Origin of the sequence: Celeribacter baekdonensis B30 (genome assembly GCF_000299875.1) — a bacterium.
GTDB classification, from domain to species: domain Bacteria; phylum Pseudomonadota; class Alphaproteobacteria; order Rhodobacterales; family Rhodobacteraceae; genus Celeribacter; species Celeribacter baekdonensis_A.
The window spans coordinates 302,928-318,259 of the sequence record NZ_AMRK01000003.1 but is presented as its reverse complement, the minus strand read 5'-3'; the positions used below and the strand labels follow the sequence as shown (position 1 = coordinate 318,259).

The 15,332-nt window shown below is 58.3% G+C and carries 14 protein-coding genes and 1 tRNA gene; 7 read left to right on the top strand and 8 right to left on the bottom strand.

Annotated elements, in window-relative coordinates; translation table 11 throughout:
• Positions 1-76: 76 nt before the first annotated feature.
• Positions 77-2,608: a Hint domain-containing protein gene (locus B30_RS07405; RefSeq protein WP_009571422.1), complete on the bottom strand. Its 2,532-nt coding sequence runs from the start codon at positions 2,606-2,608 to the stop codon at positions 77-79.
• 335 nt (positions 2,609-2,943) lie between these two features.
• Here B30_RS07405 and B30_RS07400 point away from each other — a divergent pair, with 335 nt between their 5' ends.
• The gene (locus B30_RS07400) at positions 2,944-4,779 is read left to right on the top strand and encodes a Hint domain-containing protein (RefSeq protein WP_009571421.1); all 1,836 of its coding nucleotides are present in this window, start codon (positions 2,944-2,946) and stop codon (positions 4,777-4,779) included.
• On the opposite strand, the gene B30_RS07395 is transcribed toward B30_RS07400, so the two are convergent.
• The 7 genes from B30_RS07395 to B30_RS07365 all read right to left on the bottom strand — a co-directional run bounded on the left by B30_RS07395 (position 4,745) and on the right by B30_RS07365 (position 11,394).
• Positions 4,745-5,683 (bottom strand): AEC family transporter, encoded by a 939-nt coding sequence (locus B30_RS07395; RefSeq protein WP_009571420.1) that lies wholly within the window; start codon positions 5,681-5,683, stop codon positions 4,745-4,747. The two genes, B30_RS07400 and B30_RS07395, sit on opposite strands and share 35 nt — an antisense overlap.
• A 1-nt stretch (position 5,684) precedes the next feature.
• Complete coding sequence (locus B30_RS07390; RefSeq protein WP_009571419.1) at positions 5,685-6,485, bottom strand: MBL fold metallo-hydrolase; 801 nt, start codon at positions 6,483-6,485, stop codon at positions 5,685-5,687.
• Positions 6,482-7,288: a TatD family hydrolase gene (locus B30_RS07385; RefSeq protein WP_009571418.1), complete on the bottom strand. Its 807-nt coding sequence runs from the start codon at positions 7,286-7,288 to the stop codon at positions 6,482-6,484. Before B30_RS07385 ends, B30_RS07390 begins: the two co-directional genes overlap by 4 nt.
• 43 nt (positions 7,289-7,331) lie before the next feature.
• Positions 7,332-8,498 carry a DNA polymerase III subunit delta' gene (locus tag B30_RS07380; RefSeq protein ID WP_009571417.1) on the bottom strand — a complete coding sequence of 389 codons (1,167 nt, stop codon included), beginning with the start codon at positions 8,496-8,498 and terminating at the stop codon, positions 7,332-7,334.
• Complete coding sequence (gene tmk, locus B30_RS07375) at positions 8,495-9,130, bottom strand: dTMP kinase (protein ID WP_009571416.1); 636 nt, start codon at positions 9,128-9,130, stop codon at positions 8,495-8,497. Before tmk ends, B30_RS07380 begins: the two co-directional genes overlap by 4 nt.
• A 25-nt stretch (positions 9,131-9,155) precedes the next feature.
• A complete protein-coding gene (locus B30_RS07370; RefSeq protein WP_009571415.1) occupies positions 9,156-10,361 on the bottom strand; it encodes a D-alanyl-D-alanine carboxypeptidase family protein in 1,206 nt (401 codons plus the stop codon).
• A 103-nt stretch (positions 10,362-10,464) separates the two neighbouring features.
• On the bottom strand, positions 10,465-11,394 hold the full coding sequence (locus B30_RS07365; protein ID WP_009571414.1) for an SPOR domain-containing protein: 930 nt from the start codon (positions 11,392-11,394) through the stop codon (positions 10,465-10,467).
• A 271-nt stretch (positions 11,395-11,665) separates the two neighbouring features.
• On the opposite strand from B30_RS07365, the gene B30_RS07360 reads away from it, so the two are divergent.
• The 6 genes from B30_RS07360 (at position 11,666) to B30_RS07335 (ending at position 15,279) form a co-directional block, all read left to right on the top strand.
• Positions 11,666-11,755 (top strand) — tRNA-Ser (locus tag B30_RS07360).
• Positions 11,756-11,903: 148 nt separating this feature from the next.
• The gene (locus B30_RS07355) at positions 11,904-13,094 is read left to right on the top strand and encodes a tyrosine-type recombinase/integrase (RefSeq protein WP_009571413.1); all 1,191 of its coding nucleotides are present in this window, start codon (positions 11,904-11,906) and stop codon (positions 13,092-13,094) included.
• Entirely contained in the window at positions 13,081-13,395 is a 315-nt protein-coding gene (locus tag B30_RS07350) for a hypothetical protein (RefSeq protein WP_009571412.1), read from the top strand. The genes B30_RS07355 and B30_RS07350 overlap by 14 nt, the downstream gene beginning before the upstream one ends.
• A gap of 115 nt (positions 13,396-13,510) precedes the next feature.
• Entirely contained in the window at positions 13,511-13,723 is a 213-nt protein-coding gene (locus B30_RS07345; RefSeq protein WP_009571411.1) for a MerR family transcriptional regulator, read from the top strand.
• A complete protein-coding gene (locus B30_RS07340; protein ID WP_009571410.1) occupies positions 13,723-14,142 on the top strand; it encodes a helix-turn-helix domain-containing protein in 420 nt (139 codons plus the stop codon). The genes B30_RS07345 and B30_RS07340 overlap by 1 nt, the downstream gene beginning before the upstream one ends.
• Before the next feature lie 114 nt (positions 14,143-14,256).
• Positions 14,257-15,279 (top strand): site-specific integrase, encoded by a 1,023-nt coding sequence (locus B30_RS07335; RefSeq protein WP_009571409.1) that lies wholly within the window; start codon positions 14,257-14,259, stop codon positions 15,277-15,279.
• The last annotated feature ends 53 nt before the right edge of the window (positions 15,280-15,332 follow it).

Genomic DNA, 15,332 nt, shown 5'->3' with positions numbered 1-15,332 from the left:
CCCAAAATTTGTTCATGACGTGTAGACGCGGTCGAGATTTGTTGGCTTGAACGCACCAGATTTCCATTCAGTGGCTTTAGGCGACCAAAAGTCCCGCCTCATGTGCTTTGAGGCATTTGCGTGCGGTGTCGCCATGGCCTGAGGGCAGGGCGCGCAGCTCTGGGAACAGGCCAAATAGCTCGTCGCGCGCTGCATCTGCCACGCCGGTGAGCGAGTAATCCGAGACGTGGAAACTTTCGGAGGGGGCGTCTTCGGCAAAGATCACCTCATGGGCGTCAAACATCAGGTGGTAATAGGTGACAATCCCGCCGATACGGCGCCGGATCGTGCTGTCATTGATCAGGTGCTTGGCGGCAGCAAAGACCTCGGAGGCACCAAAATGCATCTCCGCCTGCCAGCCTTTCAGCAGCATCCGGTGCTGGGGCGAGACGATCAGGGTGTCGGAATTGCCCAAAGCGCCTTTGGCAATCTCGATCGGGGCAAACCGGCCGACGGCGGGGACTTCGCGCGCGCCAATCCAGCGCAGCGGTTGCGGGCCATGATCGAGCGTCAATACCAGATCACCGAGCTTCAGGTCTTCGACCCGACGCGGGCCATAGGGTGTGGCCACGCGGGTGCCTTTGCCAAAGCAAATCACGGTTTCGATGTTGGAGAAATTGATGACTGTGCCATCGACCAATGTCAGGGAGCCACTTTCGGGATCGACCGCGTCGTAGACAATTGAGCCGTGCACGAAATTGGAGCCCAACTGAGACAGGTCCAACACATCGCCCGCACCACTGTCACCGGTTTCAGAGCCGACGATATTGATCGCATTGCCGTCCAACTGCGACGGGTCGAGGATGATCGTGTCATTGCCCTCGCCGCCGGTGATCGTGTCGCCGCCACCGGCGTAGATCGTATCGTCGCCGTCGCCGCCATCAATCAGATCGGCCCCTGCGCCGCCAATGATCGTGTCATTGCCCGTGCCGCCATAAAGTTCGTCGTCACCGCCAGCGCCATCGAGGTAATCATTGCCCGCACCACCATAAAAGACGTTGGTATAGCTGTTGGCACCGTCGGTGCTTTGGCCGTCGAAGCCGGTCAAAGTGTCGTCAAACTCCGACCCGATGATGCCATCAATGCCGGAGCCAGTGTCGCCCGTCGCATCGCCGCCGGAGTAGGTGCCGGTTGCCAGATTGACGCTCACCCCCGCGCTTGAGGCGGAGTAATCAACGGTGTCCTGACCGGAGCCACCACTCATACTGTCGCTGCCTGCGCCGCCGATGAATGTGTCATCGCCTGTGCCGCCGTCCATCGTGTCGTCGCCAGCGCCGCCGATCAGCATGTCATTGCCGTCTTCGCCAAAGAGCGCGTCATGGCCGTCACTGCCATCAAGGACATCATTGCCGGTGCCAGCGTAGACCGTGTCGTCGCCAAGACCCGCGTCAATCGTGTCATCGCCTGCGCCCGCGTCGATCACATCGTCATAATCGGCATAGATCGCATCAAAAGTGACGTCAGAAATATTGACGCCCTGATATCCGGTGTCGGCATTGCCATAGGTGATGGTAAACGACGAGACAGGCCCTGAGATTTCGACCAAGATCGCGCCGTTTGCGTTTCCGGCGGTGATCCCGGTGGCATCTGCGGTGCCGGTGGCCGTGTCGCCCGAAACGGAGACGGCCCCTTCGGAGGTGATCGTGACCGCAACGGGATTGCCGTCGGCATCAACCGCCGTGATGGTGATCGTATCCGTGAAACTGTAAACGTCGAGATCACTGATCCGGAAAGAGACATTTTGCACCTCGTCGGCCATAGCCCCGGTCGCAGAGGAGAAATCGAAGGTCAGGCTGGAGGTGTCAGAGCCGCCGCCAGGACTGTTGTCGCCCAGCAAAAGCACCGAGCTGTCCCGGTCGAAATCGCTGTTTTCGGTGTAAAGGGTTTCATTTGATATGGTGGCAGACTGGCCCGGTCCCAGGTCGGTATAGCTGACATCAACTTGCACACCGTTGATGTCGGTCGACAGGCCACCCGCAATCGAACTGCCGTCTGAGCCGAGGGTTTCCCAACTGAACGTGCTTTCAACCGCGATGCCCTGATCCACCATTTCACCTTGGGGGTCTTGGGTGGTGGTGCTGTTGATCGTGTCGTCGCCCGCGGTGCCTTCGATGATCCCATCGGTGTAATCGGCATAGCTGAACACCTGATCCGGGGTTGAATCCGTGGCATCGGGCAGGGCGTCATAGGCGACGACCTGATAGGTATGTCCCGGAATCAGCGGCGATTCAGACAGGGTATATGTGCCTGCCGCCGCCCCATTTTCGACATCGAGGGAGGCGATTTGAAACACTTCGCCCGTGGTCATGTCCTTGACGGTCCAAACGGCTTCGGCGTCAATATTCGATCCGGTGGAGGTGTTCGCCCCTACGGTCACGGTGCCAGTTGTGCCGCTTTCCCCGGCATTGTCGTCGGTCAGCGCCGTTTGATTGACGCCTGTGCCCGTGTCGTTGATCAACGCCGAGCCTGCGGCCACGCTGGGGCCAGCATAGGTGAATGTCGATCCGGTCGAGGTCGACATAAAGCTCGTCGGGGTGATCGTATAAAAATTCAGGTCATAGACGGCCATGGGAGTCCACTGGGTACGAGGTCAAAATCCAACGCCCGCACAAAGCATGCGTTTCAGCACACCTTTGCGGATCTTGGTTAATGCTCTGACGCTGGTTTGAGGCGGGATTGGGGCAGGTTTGAGCAATTCATGTGAAATTTGGAGGCTTATTCAGGGGGGGGCGGCGGAGTTTGCCGTCACAGGCCTTTGGTCCCACCCCATAATCTCACGCCATTCGGCGGCAATAAAATCAAATTTTAGCAAGGTTGTCGGCGCGGATTCACCTTTTATCAGCACTGGTTTTTTAACGTTAATCCCGCTGTGCTGGGCCCTAATGCGGCCTTTTTGGGGGGAAGATGTCGACCTACACTCTTCGGGGATATGCTCTAAGTGATTTTTATTCGTCCACGGGCTCTGCAACGGTTGCTCCGGGCGATGTCATCCAACTTGCGCCCACTTGGGACGCGGCCACTGATTATCTTCAGGTCAACGTCACCGATGATGAGGGGCTCTTTCACGGTGACGCCAATTTTGATGAGGTTGGCAGTGACAGCAACCAATTGGGGACCATTAAAGATTCGTCTGGCAATACCTTAGCCAGCGGTCGGATTTACCTCGAAGATCGCATCACCCTCTCCGATGGCGAGGGCAATATTGTCTATGTCTATGTGGTCGAAATTGGCGGCGGTGAGCAAGCGATCCTCACCAACCCACCCATCGTTCCCGGCGTCACCTATTCGGTCTCCGCCGTGGACAACGTCGATACCAGTTTGGGAACCGTCCCCAATTACAGTGATTTTTCCTGGTCGCCCTATGATGCCGCAACAGGCCAGACCTATGACGGGGGTGGCTTTTCCGATCAGATCGAAGCGGGGGGCGGGAATGACACCGTCTACTCCGGCGGCGGCGCCGATACCGTCTATGGCGGCGATGGCAACGATACGATTTACTATGGAACGGGCGGCGCGACCCAGTCGGACGGCGACACGGTGTATGGCGGCAAAGGCGATGATCTCATTGATGACGTCGGCGGCTCGGAATACGTTTACGATGACACGCTCTATGGCGGAGGCGGCAACGACACCCTCTACGGCGGCGGCGGTCATGATGAGATTTATGGCGGCACGGGGGACGACTTTATCGCCGGTGAAACGGGTCATGACGAGCTTTATGGCGGCGATGGCGTCGATATTATTTATGGTGGTGAAGGCTATGACATCATCGACGGTGGCACCGGGAATGACACGCTCTCGGGCGGGTCTGAGGAGGATGTGTTCGTCCTTCAGGACGGCTCAGGTTTTGATGCCATTACTGATTTTGACATGGGGGATGATGATCTAAACGGCCTCACCAATGATCAGTTTGATGTCTCCGCCTTGACCGACACCAATGGCAATCCGGTCAATGCATGGGATGTGGTGGTCGGCGATGATGGGGCCGGTGGCGCGGTTTTGACCTTTCCGAATGGCGAAAGCGTCACGCTTTGGGGCGTCGCGCCCTCACAGGTCGATACCGCGCCGGAACTCTATTCCATCGGCATTCCCTGTTATGTCTCGGGCACCCGGATCATGACCCCTTCGGGTGAAGTGCCTGTCGAAAATTTGCGTGCGGGGGATCTGGTAGCGACGCTTGGGGCCGGACCGCAGCCGGTGTTGTGGCATGGCAAGCGCTGCCTGGGGCGTGATATTTTGGCTGAACATCCCGAACTTTTGCCGGTGCTGATCCGCGACGGCACGTTTGGCAATCGCGGCGATCTTTTGGTTTCGCCGCAACATGGGATTTATGTGCCTGACCCCCGGTTCAGCCCGGATGCGGGCGCGCACCGGGTTTTTGCACGTGCCAAACATCTGTTGTCGACACAGGCGGGGGTGCGCGTGGCGCGTGGCAAACGGGAGGTGTGCTATCACCACCTGTTGCTGCCGCGTCATGCGGTGATCGTCGCAAATGGGGCCCTGTCGGAAAGCCTTTATCCCGGGCGCTTTGCGTTGTCGGGGTTTGACCGCGTGGCAAGGGCCGAACTTTTCGGTCTTTTCCCCGCGCTCGAAGCGATCTTGCGTGTGCCATGTGCCGGTTTTGATCCCGTCAAGGCCGAGCTTGTGACAACACAGATATACGGTCCGCCCGCGTATCCCTATCTGACCGGGGCGCGTTGCGCCATTATGGCAAGATCGCCAGCCAACACCAGATGGTGATGATCGACAGCGCTGTGGCAATCAACACCGACGAGGCGGCCACTCGTTTCGCAACCCCGTACATATTGGCGAACAGATAGGCATTGACGCCGGGTGCCATGGCGGCGGTGATCGTGGCGGACCGCAGAGGCGGGGTCGCAAGACCAAAGCCAAAATGCGCCAAGCCATAGGTGACGGCCGGGTGCAGGACGAGTGAGGCGAACACCGCCCAAGCGATGACGCGCATGTCGCCTTCGGGCCGATAGCGCAGCAACACACCGCCCAACCCGAACAGCGCCGCCGGGATCGCCGCTTTGTTCATCATAAACACCGCGTCCCAGATCGGTTGCGGCAAGCGGATGCCGCCAACATTGACGATCCATCCGGCCAAAATGCCCAAAACCAAGGGATTTCGCAGTATCGCAGTGCCGATTTGCCGGATCAATCGCATCGCCGAAAGACCCTGACCCGCCGTGCGTGCCAGCTCCATCGCAGTGATGCCAATGGCATAGAGCAGCGGCGCATGGATCGAAATGATCGCGAAATTCCAACTCAGCGCATCGGCCCCATACGCGCGCTCGGTGATCGGGATACCAAGCAACAACGAATTGGAAAACAACCCGATGAACCCGATGGCGACACTGTCCGTCAGGTCGCGTTTGAACAGGTAGCGCGCGCCCAAAAAGCCAAAAATCCCGCCCGAAAACGCCCCTGCGTAAAAGGAGATCAGGATTGGTGGGTGAAAATTATGCGCCAAATCAATCCGGGCAATGCCGGCGAACAACAGCGTCGGCACGGCAAAGTTTTGAGCGAATTTCATCACCCCGTCGATGGTCGCATCCGCCACCCACCGCCGCCACGCCGCCACATAGCCAAAGCCAATGACGATGAACACCGGCAAGATGACGTCGATCAGTGCTTGCATGTCAGATCGCGCCCGTGATGGGCAAGACCATGCCATCATGGGCCGGGGTGATATGATCGGCGGTCTCGGCGTCGACCGTATCGTGATCAATGTCGACATGCATATTGGTCAACACGGAACGGCGGGGGGCAAGGCGGTCGATCCAGTCCAATGTGAGCGCCAAATGGGCATGGGACGGATGTGGTTTATAGCGCAGCGCGTCGATCACAAAGGTATCAAGCCCGTTGAGCAGGGGCCAACTTGCCTCATGGATCGTGAGCACATCTGGGATATAGGCCAGATCGCCGATGCGAAAGCCAAGGGCGTCGATCTGACCGTGATTGACCGGGATCGGTGTAAAGGTGATCGGCCCGCCGGGACCGTCGATGGTCACCGGGCCGCGAATGGCATGAAGGTCCAAAATCGGCGGATAATTCGAGTCCTCGGGCTGCACAAAGGCATAGCCAAAGCGTGAGATCAGATCGTTTTCCGTCTCACTGTCGGCCCAGACTTTGACCCGCTCGCGCATGTTGAACACGATCTGGCGCAGGTCATCGAGACCATGGACGTGATCGGCATGGGGATGGGTGTAAATCACCCCATCGAGCCGCGCTGTGCCCGCCATTAACAACTGTTCGCGCATGTCGGGCGAAGTGTCGATCAACACGGTGGTGGTGCCGCCGGGGCCGTCCCGTTCGACCAAAGCCGAACAGCGCATCCGGCGGTTTTTGGGGTTGTTCGGATCGCAATCGCCCCAAATCCCGCCAATGCGCGGCACACCGCCCGAAGAGCCACAGCCTAAAATGGTAAAACGGGCGCTCATTTCGGACCCTCGGGGAGCACGGCCTTGGTGAACAGGCGTTCGAAATTGGCCTCGGTGAGGGCGGCAAACGCGGCGTAGTCCATGCCAAAGGTCTCGGCGGCGATGGCGGCGGTTTTGGCGGTGTAGGCCGGTTCATTGCGCCGTCCGCGATGCGGCGGCGGGGCCAGATAGGGGCTGTCGGTTTCGACCAGAATGCGGTCTTTTGGCACGTCACGGAAAATGTCGCGGAGCTCACCGGATTTCGGAAACGCCGTGATCCCCGACATCGACAGGTAACAGTTCAACGCAAGCGCCGCCTCCGCCAAGGCACGCGAGGAGGAAAAACAATGCATGACGCAGGGATAAGCGCCGATCTTGTATTCTTCGGTCAACAGTTGCGCCATGTCCTCATCCGCGCCACGGGCATGGATGATCAGCGGCAATTGGGTCTGGCGCGCCGCCTCGATATGCAGGCGCAGACTGTGCTTTTGCACCTCGGCGCTTTCGGCGGTGTAATGATAATCCAGACCTGTTTCGCCAATGGCGACAAATTTCGGGTGCTGCGCCAGTGCCACCAAGTCCTCAACCGTCACCATCGGTTCCTCGGCCACGGACATCGGATGGGTGCCCGCCGCCCAAAACACCGGCGCATAGGCCTCGGAGATGGCTTTGACTTGGTCGACGTTTTTCAGCTTGGTGCAGATCGTCACCATCCGGTGCACGCCTGCGTCCATCGCGCGGGCGATCACCGCGGGCAATTCCTCGGCAAAGTCAGGGAAATCAATGTGGCAATGGCTGTCAGTGATGAGGGGAGGCGTGGTCATGGGGCTGCTCTAAATCTGTCTGGCCGCGCCCTGCGCAACCGCCTTATCCAGCGATCCGGGTGGCCGTGTCATTGATCTTGAATACCATATCTAGGATCAAGGCGGCGGGGTCAAGGTTGACGGCCTTGGCATGGGCGGCGCGGGCCGAAAGCTCTTGTTGTAACACCGCCCAATCGCGGGCAGCAAAGCCATCGGGGGCCAAGCGACGCATCACATCGGCCTCACCGGGGGCGGCCTCGACAATCGGCGGACGTCCGGCTCCGGTGCGGGCCAGACGGGTCAAAAACCGATCCATCAACCCAAGGGTCAATTCGTAACGGTCCACATTGGCCGGACCGACACAGGCCTCGGCCAATTTCAACGCCCGGCCCCGATCCAACTGGGGCAGGGTGGCAAACAGCGCCACCACATCGCGATAGGCGGCCAATCCGTCCAAATTCGTCAAGCGCAGCGCCTCCCCAACTGATCCGGCTGACAGTTCAGCCAATGCGTCTGACTGCTCTGCGCCGTCAAAGCCCGCCGCGTCAAGAGCGCGGGCCAAATCATCAGGCACAAGCGGGCCAAGACGCAATTCGCGACAACGCGAGCGGATGGTCGGCAAAAGCCGGGTCGGTTGATGCGAAATCAGCAAAAGCGTGGAATGTTTCGGCGGCTCTTCCAAGGTCTTGAGCAGGGCGTTGGCGGCGGAGACGTTCATCTCATCGGCGCTGTCGACAATCACCACGCGGCGCCCGCCGTCGGCGGCCGACATTTGGAAAAACCCATTGAGCTTACGGACTTCATCGACGGAAATCCCGGCGCCGAATTTGTTTTTCTTCTCATCCCAGGTGCGCCGGATCAGGCACAGACGCGGTTCAGCCAATTGTGCCGAGCGGCGATAGATCGGGTTGTCATGGCCGATGTCGAGATGGGTGGGGACAGGCGGGGCCTCGCCAAAAAGACCCGCCCCCTCTCCGGTATGCCCGTCTTGGCCCTCAACCGGTTGAGACAGCAAAAACCGGGCAATGCGCCATGCGAGCGTGGCCTTGCCGACGCCGCGCGGGCCGGTGATCAGCCAGGCGTGATGCAGGCGATGCGAGGTGAAAGCCTCAAGGAAAGCGGCCTCGGCATGGGCTTGACCAAACAGCGTCGTGGTTTTGCGCGGATGCGGCGCTCCGGGGGCGCAATCGGCCTCGGGCAGTTCTTCGATCTCGCCAACGGGGGCTCTCATGGCTGGGCCTGTTGTGGCGTGCCTGCGCTCAGGCGGGTGGTGACCAGATCGGCCACCTCGCGCGCCACCACGTCAATGTCGCGTCCGGCGTCAATCACGGTGAAGCGTGGGTAGGTCTGCGCCAGTGCCAAAAACGCGGCGCGGCATTTTTCCTGAAAATCCTGACCGAAATCTTCAAACCGCTCTTCGACGGTTTGGCGGCCCTTGGCACGGGCCAATCCAAGGGCGGGGTCCATATCAAACAACAGGGTCATGTCCGGTTCGATCCCGATCATCTCGTCATGCAAACGGTTGACCTTGGCCTGAAGATCGCCACGGGTGACGCCTTGGAACACGCGGGTGGAATCGGCGAAGCGATCACAGATCACCACCTGTCCGGCGTTCAGCGCGGGGAGGATGGTTTTTTCCATGTGATCGCGGCGCGCCGCGGTGAAGAGCAAAATTTCGGTCTCCGCCGACCAACGATCCGGGTCGCCTTCGAGCACCAGCGCGCGGATTTCTTCGGCACCTTTGGAGCCGCCCGGTTCGCGGGTGTGGATCACGTCAAAGCCCGCCGCGCGCAGAGTCTCGGCCAAAAGCCGGGCTTGGGTGGACTTGCCGGACCCGTCGATGCCCTCGAAACTGATGAACATGGCGCTCCTGTCGGTGTTGGTTCGTCTATTCGGACACGGCCAATCCCGTTTGTCCCTCCAACTTGTCCTTAAGCACCACGAAGGCGGTGCGCAAGCGCGGGACCAACCCGCCGCGCGCGATGGAGCGGTCTGCGATCAAGGGAATGCGCGCTTCGGGCAGGTCCTGGCGTGCGATCACCAGCTCGGCCAAAACATCGCCTTGGGTGATCGGGGCCTCAAATGGGCCAGTGTAGACCACCTTTGCGCTGCCGTCCTCAAGTTGGGAGCCGGGCAGGAGCACCGAAATATCTTCGCCCGCGACCAAACCGACCTCGGTGTCATCACCCATCCAGACCTGCGCCTTGGCAAATTCATGGCCCTTTTCGGCAATGGGTTTTTCGGCGAATTGGCGAAAGGCCCAGTTGACGACACGCTCAGATTCCTGCGCCCGATCCGCCATCGAGTCGAGCCCCGAGAGCACAAACACCACCCGGCGTGTACCTTGCGTGGCCGAGCCGACCAGACCATATCCGGCCTCCTCGGTGTGGCCGGTTTTCAGCCCGTCTGCACCAATGCCAAGTTTCAACAGCGGGTTGCGGTTGTGTCGGTTTTGCGGCGCGCGGTTGTCATAGGGGAATTCCAACTGACCAAAATAGCCGTAATATTCCGGAAATTCGGTGATCAAGCGGATCGCCAGCGTACCCAGATCCTGCATTGACATCCGTTGATTTGGGTTGGGCCAGCCGGAGGCATTGGCAAAGGTCGAATTGTTCATGCCAAGCGCCTTGGCGCGGTCATTCATCAGGCGGGCGAAATTGTCCTCGGTACCGCCAAGCCCCTCTGCCACCACGACACAGGCGTCGTTGCCCGACAGCACGATGATGCCCTGGATCAGGTCTTCGACACTGGGACGATCGGTTTCGTTGAGAAACATGGTGGAGCCGCCAATGCTTTTGGCCCGGGTTGAGACAGAAAACTGAGTGTCCAATGTCACCCGACCATCACGCAGGGCCTCAAATAACATGTTAAGCGTCATCAGTTTTGACATCGACGCCGGCGGCAGCGGGGTTTGGGAGTTTTTGTCCATCAACAGCGTTTCGCTGGTCAAATCATAGACCCAGGCCGCCCCCGCCCGCGTTTCAAAGGCGGCGGCGGGCGTAGCGGCACCCGTCAGGGTGAGGCAGACAACGAGGCTTTGGGTAAAGCGACGAAAGATGCGGCGAAACGTGGTTTGAGGTAGCGTGCGGAACATGGAGAGGTATCAATCCTTGGTCTTATGGCCAGAGGGGACGAACAAGGGCCATCGGTGCGGCGGCCCCCATCGGCCTCTCGGGGTTCGGGCTTGGAACAGGCCCTTAATGGGTCACAGAATAGGCATCCGTGAAGCCCGCTTTTTTCACTTTTTCGAGAAGAGCGTCGCGTTCGGAGGCGGAAGACGCCGGGCCGACCACAACGCGCCAGAAGGATTTGCCGTTGGAATCGCCGGGTTTGACGGTCGCGACAAGCCCTTGCGAGGCGAGCATTTGAACGGTGCGTTCGGCATTGGCCTCGACCGAGAAAATTCCAATTTGCAAATAGGGTTTGTCCATCGTCGTTGCCGCAGCTTTGGGCGCGGGTGGTTTTGCGGTGGCAACGGGAGCTGGGACGGGCGCGTCGATCGCGTCCAAAGTGGCGGCGACGTCGGCGATGGGGTCATCCAAGGGGGCCGCCGCGATGGCTTCCGCTTCGGCGATGGTCGCCACGGTTTCCGGCTCTGGGGCCACTTCTTCGCGCCGCAACGCGGTGATGTTCAACTCGGCCGGAGATCCCGCCAACATGCCAAGCGCGTCGGCCGCATCAGACGAGACCTGAACGCCGGGGCCGGGGGAGGTGACTTCGCGTTTGAACAGCGCGCCGATGACGAATTTGCCATTTTCGGTGTTGCGAATGATCACGCGTTCGGGGTCTGTGACCTTGGCATGGGCCACCCAAACCCCGCCGAGCGACGGGCGCCCGTCCCAAAGGCCCTTGTCGGTGACCTGAAACACATCGGGCGCTTCGACGTCGCGCTCAACCAATTTGGTCGACGTCGAGGCGGGCGCGGGGCCGTTTGCCGGCGCTTTCAAGCTTTCGAAAAAACTTTGCCCGTCTTGACAGGCCGCAAGGGCAAGGGCGGAGGAGACCAACAAAGCCAGACGCAATGTGCGTGAGAAACTGCCTTTGGATGTGATGTAGCGGTCGGCCTGTGCGGTTTGCCCGGCCTCTGCGTGCCCTGCGCGCATGGAATTGCCCATGATATTGCCCATGTTGTTGCCCCGTGATCCCTTATGCGTGCCTGTTGCGGCACGGGTCTTATTTGCTCTGATCAGTTCTGCTCAGTTTCAATGTGCTCTTCCGGCCTGACACGGCAGGGGCGCACATAGATTGTGTGCAGTCTAACCTCAGAGCCCCAAACTGGAAAGCCCCGCGTGCGGTGTTGGGCGAAAATCGGCGGAGGAAAGGTAAAGAAGTGAATGTCATGGGTTTTAGAATCAAAACAGGGAGGCTAATCCTGTCCGAACCCGCTTTACGGCTCTAGGAGGAGTGGCAGAGTGGTCGAATGCACCGGTCTTGAAAACCGGCGTGCGTGAAAGCGTACCGTGGGTTCGAATCCCACCTCCTCCGCCACTGAACAGTTTTATCCGCTTTGAACAGGTCGCCTTGAGCGGCCTTTTTATTTGTTTATCATGCGGTTATGTGGAGTTTCCTTTTTGTTGGATTTCTTTCGATTTGTCCCATATGCTTTCCTTGAGTGGTATAAAGTGTGGTATGATTTATGGCGGCGCTGGCTGGCAAGCTCACGAAAAAACTGGTGGAGAACCTAGGGCCGGGGCGGCACGGCGATGGCAACGGGCTTTATCTGGTGGTCGATCCCGGCGGCGCACGGCGGTGGATTGTGCGCGTGACGGTCAAGGGGCAGAAAAATCGCAAAGGCGCGCCCCTGAGAACGGACTTTGGCCTTGGCGGTGCCGATGTGGTCACGTTGCACCAAGCGCGGGATCGGGCTTTGGAATATCGGCGCATGGCCAAACAGGGCTTGAATCCGCGTTTCAACGCATCCCGCGACATTCCGACATTTGAAGAAATCGCCCAACAGGTTCACATCGACCGCATGCCGACGTGGAAAAACGCCAAGCACGGGCAACAGTGGATCAACACCTTGCGCGATTATGCCTTTCCCAAGATCGGGCGCATGCCAGTCGATAGTATTGATCAGCCTGAAATCCTGATGTGCTTGTCGCCTATCTGGACGGAAAAGCATGAAACCGCCCGGCGTTTGGCTCAGCGCCTCAAGGTGGTGTTGGATGTGGCGAAGTCGAAAGGCTTTCGATCCGGTGAAAACCCGGTGACCGCGATCAAAGACGCGGGCGTTTTGCCGAAGGTGGTCAAAAAGGCCAAACATCACAATGCGATGCGGTGGCAGGATGTACCAAACTTCTATGCCGATTTGTTCGGACGCGATGCGATGGCGGCGAAAGCGTTGATGTTCACCTGTTTGACCGGCTCACGCACGGGGGAGGTTCTTGGGATGCGCTGGGATGAATTGGATTTTATCGCGCGCTTGTGGACCTGTCCGGCGGTACGCATGAAAACCGGCGATGATCACCGGGTGCCTCTGAGTGATGAAATGCTGGCAATCCTTGAGCCGCTGAAAGCAATGCAGTCCGAATATGTGTTTGAAGGTCAGAAACGGCACAGGCCGCTCTCAAACATGGCCATGTTGATGCTCTTGCGCCGCATGGGTGTCGAGGGCGTGACCGTTCACGGGTTCCGCTCCACCTTCCGAGATTGGGCCTCAGAGGTCGCCAATGCGCCGCGTGAGGTTGCTGAAATGAGTTTGGCACATAAGGTGGGGTCAGATGTAGAGCGGGCCTATGCGCGATCTGATTTGCTGGATAAGCGGCGGGTGTTGATGGAGCGTTGGTCCGGGTTTGCAACTCACCGGAGTTTAAATGGGCAAGCATGACTCCGTTTTGCAAGCTTTGCGCTTTGTTCTTTGCGAAAAAGTTTATCCGAGGCGGCTTGATTTAATGCGCAACGACACTCGAGCCGCAGAAGTAGTTGAGAGTTATGTGAGCATAATAAGTGAATTCTATGCAGATGCCTATTTTAAAAACCCTGCAAAGCGCACGCCTTTCGAAAAAAACGCTTACAATGTATTTTGGAAAATACGGCCTCTAAATGGTTTGTCGAAAGACACGCTCAGGAAATATATTGCTGAGCTTTGGGCGAAAGGCGCGTTCGATCAGAAAATTTTGTTTAAGTAAGTCAAGGTGTTTTAAGTTAAATTTCCAATTTGGAAAATATGCATTTAGCCTATTCGCGGTTTTGAAATTTTGTGAATATTGGGCATCACCGATAAAAATAAAAAACAGGTGATACATGACAAACCTATTCGAACAAAACCGAAACTACGTCCTTGGCGATCCCGAACTTGAGATCATTGGCGACCGCGACAAGCTGGCACAATGGCGTCACAAGGGCATGGGGCCGGCATTTTACCGGCTGGGCCGCAAGATTATCTATCGTGGCGCGGACCTCAACTCTTGGGCCGAAGCGAACCGGGTTGAGCCTGTCGCGGGTGGTCAGAACTGATGACCAAGCGCGTCACGTCGCGCCGGGTCAAAATTCACCGCCAATACACCTATGATCAGGCCGCAATGGCGCTGGGCGTGTCGCTCCAAACGGTGCGGGGGTGGCGTAGGGAGGGCCTTCCTGTCCTAACGTCCAAAGTCCCGCATTTGATCATCGGTGCAGAGCTAAAGGCGTTTCTGGATCGGCGCTCCACCAAATCCAAGCTCACCCTCACGCTTGAACAGTTCCGCTGCATGCGCTGTGGCGGGCCTGTCGCGGCCTATGGCGGTATGGTTGATTACACGCCCTTCACATCAGAAAGGGGCGTTCTCTCGACGCTCTGCGCGACCTGTGAGGGGGCTTGCACCAAGTTCGCGAGCCGGGCGCAAGTCGATGCTCTCTCGCACATCCTGTCGGTGACGTTCTGCAATAGCCGGTGAGCCTAAGAGAACCTTTCAAACCTAGCGTGAACCATCACTTTCGGAGACCCGCACAACACGTCGCGAATATGGCTCTGAATCTCACCAAAACTGGCCATTCCAAGGAGCAATCACATGGCAAAGCGGATTGAAGACAACGAACGGATCAAATGGGCCTATGCGCTCTATTTGCGCGATGCCAAAGGGCAGGATCAAAAATCCATCGACAAGGCGCTGGCCGCGATTTGGCGTTTTGAGCAAAGCACCAATGGCAAGCCGTTTAAAAAATTCCACCGGCTGCAAGCGTCTGGTTTCAAAGATCACCTTGCACGGGCCAAGAACACGCGGAACGGCAAGCCGTTGGGCGTTAGTACGGTGGATGCAACCCTGCGTTTGGTTCAGGCGTTCTTTCACTGGCTGGCCAGTCAACCGGGCTACAAAAAGGCCGTGACCTATGCCGATGTGGAATATTTCAACAACACGATGAAAGCCGCCCGTGTCGCCCACGCCAAACGCGACATTCCCTATCCGTCGATGCAGCAATGCGCCCATGCCTTTCAGGCGATGCCAAACGGCACAGAGTTCGAGAAACGCGACAAGGCGCTTTTTGCCTTTTTCATGTTGACCGGCGCGCGCGATGGGGCGGTGGCGTCTTTGAAACTCAAACACGTCAATGTCGAGACCGGGCAAGTGTTCCAAGACGGGCGGGACGTGAACACCAAATTTGCCAACACATTCCGGTGTCAGTTTTTCCCGGTCGGTCCCGCCTATCGCGATTGCTTTGCGGCGTGGGTCACATATCTGAAATCCGAAAAACTGTTCGGCCCGACGGATGCGCTCTTTCCCAAGGCCAAAATCGCCTATGTGGAGGGGCAGGGCTTGGTCAATGTCGGGCTGGACAGGGTGGGCTATAGCGGTTCCGCCAAGCTAAACGAGATCATCCGCACCGCGTTCGCCGTGGTCCAAATGCCCGCGTTCACCCCGCACAGTTTCCGCAAAACACTGGTCAAACATGGCGACGAGGTTTGCACCTCCCTAGAACAACTCAAGGCCTGGTCGATGAACTTGGGCCATGAGAACTTGGCCACAACGGTCAATTCCTATTTGCCAGTGTCGGAGCATAGGCAATTGGAGATCATCGGCAAAATGGCGATGTAAGCCGAAAGGCGTTTGTGCCTCACGGGTTCGCCCGCTAATCTCCCCCGGAATTG

Coding starts and splice junctions, on each gene's coding strand:
- B30_RS07370 (WP_009571415.1), bottom strand. CDS start 10,361: ATGTTCCGCACGCTACCTCAAACCACGTTTCGCCGCATCTTTCGTCGC.
- tmk (WP_009571416.1), bottom strand. CDS start 9,130: ATGTTCATCAGTTTCGAGGGCATCGACGGGTCCGGCAAGTCCACCCAA.
- B30_RS07395 (WP_009571420.1), bottom strand. CDS start 5,683: ATGCAAGCACTGATCGACGTCATCTTGCCGGTGTTCATCGTCATTGGC.
- B30_RS07380 (WP_009571417.1), bottom strand. CDS start 8,498: ATGAGAGCCCCCGTTGGCGAGATCGAAGAACTGCCCGAGGCCGATTGC.
- B30_RS07345 (WP_009571411.1), top strand. CDS start 13,511: ATGACAAACCTATTCGAACAAAACCGAAACTACGTCCTTGGCGATCCC.
- B30_RS07365 (WP_009571414.1), bottom strand. CDS start 11,394: ATGGGCAATATCATGGGCAATTCCATGCGCGCAGGGCACGCAGAGGCC.
- B30_RS07385 (WP_009571418.1), bottom strand. CDS start 7,288: ATGACCACGCCTCCCCTCATCACTGACAGCCATTGCCACATTGATTTC.
- B30_RS07355 (WP_009571413.1), top strand. CDS start 11,904: ATGGCGGCGCTGGCTGGCAAGCTCACGAAAAAACTGGTGGAGAACCTA.
- B30_RS07390 (WP_009571419.1), bottom strand. CDS start 6,485: ATGAGCGCCCGTTTTACCATTTTAGGCTGTGGCTCTTCGGGCGGTGTG.
- B30_RS07335 (WP_009571409.1), top strand. CDS start 14,257: ATGGCAAAGCGGATTGAAGACAACGAACGGATCAAATGGGCCTATGCG.
- B30_RS07350 (WP_009571412.1), top strand. CDS start 13,081: ATGGGCAAGCATGACTCCGTTTTGCAAGCTTTGCGCTTTGTTCTTTGC.
- B30_RS07400 (WP_009571421.1), top strand. CDS start 2,944: ATGTCGACCTACACTCTTCGGGGATATGCTCTAAGTGATTTTTATTCG.
- B30_RS07405 (WP_009571422.1), bottom strand. CDS start 2,608: ATGGCCGTCTATGACCTGAATTTTTATACGATCACCCCGACGAGCTTT.
- B30_RS07340 (WP_009571410.1), top strand. CDS start 13,723: ATGACCAAGCGCGTCACGTCGCGCCGGGTCAAAATTCACCGCCAATAC.